Annotated in this window: 9 protein-coding genes; 3 read left to right on the plus strand and 6 right to left on the minus strand. The window is 36.5% G+C overall.

Translation table 11 applies throughout. The annotated features are described in order from the left end of the window. The 3 genes from Q3A88_RS21590 to Q3A88_RS21600 all read right to left on the minus strand — a co-directional run. A partial coding sequence (locus tag Q3A88_RS21590; RefSeq protein ID WP_410522776.1) for a type II secretion system protein occupies positions 1-306 on the minus strand: 306 nt, incomplete at its 3' end. A gap of 116 nt (positions 307-422) precedes the next feature. Further along, entirely contained in the window at positions 423-971 is a 549-nt protein-coding gene (locus Q3A88_RS21595) for a type 4 pilus major pilin (RefSeq protein ID WP_317178633.1), read from the minus strand. A gap of 78 nt (positions 972-1,049) precedes the next feature. Then, positions 1,050-1,286 (minus strand): hypothetical protein, encoded by a 237-nt coding sequence (locus Q3A88_RS21600; RefSeq protein WP_317178634.1) that lies wholly within the window; start codon positions 1,284-1,286, stop codon positions 1,050-1,052. Positions 1,287-1,388: 102 nt separating this feature from the next. On the opposite strand from Q3A88_RS21600, the gene Q3A88_RS21605 reads away from it, so the two are divergent. Continuing rightward, entirely contained in the window at positions 1,389-1,790 is a 402-nt protein-coding gene (locus Q3A88_RS21605) for an H-NS family nucleoid-associated regulatory protein (protein WP_103157148.1), read from the plus strand. Between the two features lie 78 nt (positions 1,791-1,868). Continuing rightward, complete coding sequence (locus Q3A88_RS21610) at positions 1,869-2,228, plus strand: hypothetical protein (RefSeq protein ID WP_317178635.1); 360 nt, start codon at positions 1,869-1,871, stop codon at positions 2,226-2,228. 105 nt (positions 2,229-2,333) lie between these two features. Here the strand turns inward: Q3A88_RS21610 and Q3A88_RS21615 are convergent, their stop codons facing one another. Then, positions 2,334-2,618: a conjugal transfer protein TraD gene (locus Q3A88_RS21615; protein ID WP_317178636.1), complete on the minus strand. Its 285-nt coding sequence runs from the start codon at positions 2,616-2,618 to the stop codon at positions 2,334-2,336. Beyond that, entirely contained in the window at positions 2,615-2,869 is a 255-nt protein-coding gene (locus Q3A88_RS21620) for a hypothetical protein (protein ID WP_317178637.1), read from the minus strand. The genes Q3A88_RS21615 and Q3A88_RS21620 overlap by 4 nt, the downstream gene beginning before the upstream one ends. A 360-nt stretch (positions 2,870-3,229) precedes the next feature. Here Q3A88_RS21620 and Q3A88_RS21625 point away from each other — a divergent pair, with 360 nt between their 5' ends. Next, the gene (locus tag Q3A88_RS21625; protein WP_317178638.1) at positions 3,230-3,928 is read left to right on the plus strand and encodes a hypothetical protein; all 699 of its coding nucleotides are present in this window, start codon (positions 3,230-3,232) and stop codon (positions 3,926-3,928) included. Here the strand turns inward: Q3A88_RS21625 and Q3A88_RS21630 are convergent. Beyond that, positions 3,925-4,033, minus strand: a 109-nt coding sequence (locus tag Q3A88_RS21630) for an IS1 family transposase (protein WP_317177712.1), incomplete at its 5' end; no start/stop codon positions are given. The two genes, Q3A88_RS21625 and Q3A88_RS21630, sit on opposite strands and share 4 nt — an antisense overlap.

Below are 4,033 nucleotides of genomic sequence, written 5' to 3' on the forward strand. Positions count from 1 at the left end.
CAACAGCCCTTCATTTACCAGCGTCTGATAAGTGATTTCACAACCATTAGCCGTACAGGTTCTTGGTCCCGGATCGCTGCTCTGGCTGCTGCTTGAAGTTAATGTTGAAAGCTTGTCATAACGAATACTGATATAACGATTAACCGCTTCTCCCATCTGTTTCATCTGTGAACCTACGGTATTCGCCACTACTTTCTCTTGATCGCTTTTCATGTCCTGAAACTTCATGAAAGCCATTGCTGTGCCAACACCTAACACCAATGTTATTTCCAATAGGGAAAACCCTTTTTGATTTGTTATTTTCATTTTCATCGTCCTTTTTATTTACATACATGTTAATTAGCAAAAATAAAAAAGTGGTCAAGATATCATTTATCTTTATTGACCAAAGGAGAAAAATAGAAAATATTAATAGCAGTTAATTATAATGAAATGAATGTGATCCTGTTGCTTGTTGTTGAACTGCATCGTCTTGCAGCAAATTCATAACTATCTTGAGGAACAGCGACTCTGTTTATTAGTACTGAACTAAAATTATTGCGAACAGCATAAATCAACCTGATACATTCAGCACTTGGTACACCATAATAAGTTATAGAAAAAGCAGCATCGGCAATAATGTTGCCATTCTGATTGATCCCCGAAGCAACTAGTTCAACATCACCTTTGAATGAATTCACAACCGTTCTCTCATCTCCCTCACCACTTAACATGCTGTCAGGAAAAATACTGGCATTAAGCGCAACAGTGTTGTTCAATCCACTGTAATCAGGCGCAGAGGAATAGAGCGCTTTCACTCCGGCTTGAATTGCAGCGATGTTCTTACTTTCCATTTCTACACGTTGTGCTGCCTGAACCTTAGGGTAAACAATAAACGCACTGACAACCAACCCAGCAACGATACCTAAAACTAAAAGCAACTCCAGCAGAGAAAACCCTTTTCTATATTTTCTTTTTTTTAATAGCACCATGTTTAACTCCTTTTCATCCAAACGATGAAAAACAGATAAACGATTAGATAGGATAAGACAATAGATAGCGGTATGTAATTAGTGGGTTAACTGATGAACGGCTGACGCGAGAGAAATAGGTTCCATATTCAGAACTTTGACACACTCTTTTCTTCCATCAGGATACAGTTTTACCAGTTTTCCTTCTGAAATACAGTGGATAGGCATTCCAGCCTTGAATGCCTCGTTGATCGCTTTCTGTGAGGCGTTTTTGGCAATTCGACTTAATATTGCCGTATCCTCAAGCGGATTTTTCTTTAATTTCTTCTTTTTCATTATTTCCTCCGTATCCATACTGATATATAATTTATTACTGACATGTGTCAAATTTCGATATACCCCATCAATGATTCTTTATCACCATCAGGACAATAAGCTATGAGTGAAGCTCTCAAAGTATTAAATAACATTCGGACCCTGCGTGCTCAGGCACGAGAAACCGATCTGGCGACACTGGAAGAAATGCTGGAAAAGCTCACCGTTATTGTTGAAGAGCGCCGCGAAGAAGAAACCAAAGTTCAACAAGAACAGGCTGAACGTCTGGCAAAAATTGAAGCTCTTCGAGCCAAACTGTTAGAAGATGGTATCGATCCGGCTGAACTGCTCGGTTCTGTTTCTGCCACCAAGTCAACAAAATCTAAACGTGCTCCTCGTCCAGCCAAATATAAATATGTCGATGAAAACGGCAGTGAAAAATTATGGACAGGTCAGGGCCGTACACCAAAAGCTATCGCCGCTGCGCTTGAAAATGGTAAGACTTTGGAAGATTTTGAGATCTGAGAAAACCCACCCCTTTAAGTTTTATTTAAAGGGGTGTTTTCTAAAATTAAATATAAAAATTTAACTTAAGGACAAGAAATGACAGGCAGAGTATTACTTCTGGGAGCACTTTTTCTAGTGGGGTGTACCAATTTTTCAGCAAAACAACCTTACCGAACTCAGGATGGCGAACAACTTCTCATTAGCGCAAACATGCCAAATGGTGTTTTAAAGCTATGGATAAATGAAACCCTAATTATAAATGAATCGTTCTTGAATCAAGATAAAAGTTTAGCCGGGGCCTTTAGCAATAGTTTCACCAATGTCTATACAGCAACCTACAATGGTAAAAAAGTTATGGCACGTTGCAAAAGAGAAATTCATACTTTTTCAGCACCAGTTCATGAATGTGATGTTTTTATTAATGGTGAATATGCTGCAAATCTCTTCCTGAGATAATGTTGAGAATAAATTAGCTACCGCGCCCTCTTGGGCTTGCTCAACAGTTCACCGACCTAAAAACAAGTTTTAGGTCGGTTCACCGTTCGGACGTGAAAAACATAATTAACATTTGGACTTATTTATAACATTTTCGATATAGACTTGGCCCTGTGCTCTGTATACATCAATATCACGCTCAGGTAAATTAGAGATGTTAAGCAGAATCCCAAAGACTAATTCTTTATCTACATAACCAATATCACATCCTAAGACTTTGGCAACCTCTGCACCGAAAATAATTTTCTGACGAGTATTTTCTTTTTTAGTTTGTTGTTTCTTTTTAGCTTCCAAGAAGTATAAACGTTCCTGTGCTGAAGCAATTTGTTGTTTGATATCTTTTCTGGTCATTTATATTCTCCCCAATGTTTTTTCTTGTTGGCATAAGGAATATTCGCATAGTCATCATTATTCAGTTTTTTCTTGATTGATTTTATCTTCAATTTAAATTGCTGTTTAACCTGATGCTCTCTGAATTTCTCCCTTATCTGATTCACTCGTTTTTCTGCTTCTAAATAGGCTTGTTCTGTATCGGTATAAACACCTTCATCAAGCAGTTTTTTCGCTTCCCAATCAATGGCTTCATCGTTATTTTTATACATTACACCTCCTTGTATTTGTTATATATTCTCCTTTAACACATTTTGAATAATTATCAATACAGGCAACTCATTTTATTTTATAAAAAAACTTATCAAACCGATGTTGATACCCCACATAACAGCATTAATACCTATCGAAATTAATACTATTTCATCCAACTAACCTAAATAGCTTTTCACATTGATGCTTCACTTCTCATCGCGCGAGGCGAAAACTTATACGTGAGAGCTATCAACCTAAAATCATGTTATTTCCATTTTAAGTCTGCTATTATTTTCTGACGTTTCAAAACATATAAACTATCACAAGCATTTAACAACAAGTAGAAAATTGACACTCATAATTATTAAGGACTATAAATGAGTTACGAAAGGCTAAACATTTCTATCGATGACTACAATGAATTAAAAACGAAATTACATGCTGAACTTACAAAAATCACTAATATTTTTACAAGGGAAAATTATAGACAAGAGGATGATTTTTTCGCTGCATTTTGCGCTGGGTTATCATTAGCAGAGATATCTTTTGGTAATGGATATTATTTACGCTTTAAGACATCAAAAACTGCACACAAGGGAAAAAATTCTCCTGAACACAGATTCGGATGTGATTTTGGGATTAAGATAGAATGGATTTCTACATCCGATGAAAGCCTTCAAAAAGGTATCATAGGTCAGGCCAAAAATAACACGTTAAAAAACTCTGATACTAAAGATCTCTCAGTACAATGCGCGAAGATGGCGAGAGTCACTGAACATTATATCGTGATTTTAAGAGATAACAGCCATCAGATTCCTGTCGTTCATATAGGAGATCGTGAAAAGAAGTATTTCCATGAAGATAGTATAATTTTCGATGATTATCTTATAGACCATGTTATGGCTTGTTTACATGGAGAAACTAATACAGATGACATTAATACAATGTTAAAAAGTGGTCTTGATGAGTTCAATAGGTTTCTTATCGAAATAGAAACAAATTTACCTAAGCCCAAAATAACGCTAAAACCTAAGCGTCAGAATAAACCTAAAAATAGGGGTAATGCCTCCAATTAGTAGAACATATATTTTTCGATGAAGGCTCCAATGACTTTTTCGTGGATTTCTATTGAGCGCGAGAAGCAAATCGTTTTGCGAGCCAGCCTCTTGATTCGAGTACGG

Source organism: Pectobacterium sp. HCp5_1 (assembly GCF_032905925.1).
GTDB classification, from domain to species: domain Bacteria; phylum Pseudomonadota; class Gammaproteobacteria; order Enterobacterales; family Enterobacteriaceae; genus Pectobacterium; species Pectobacterium brasiliense_A.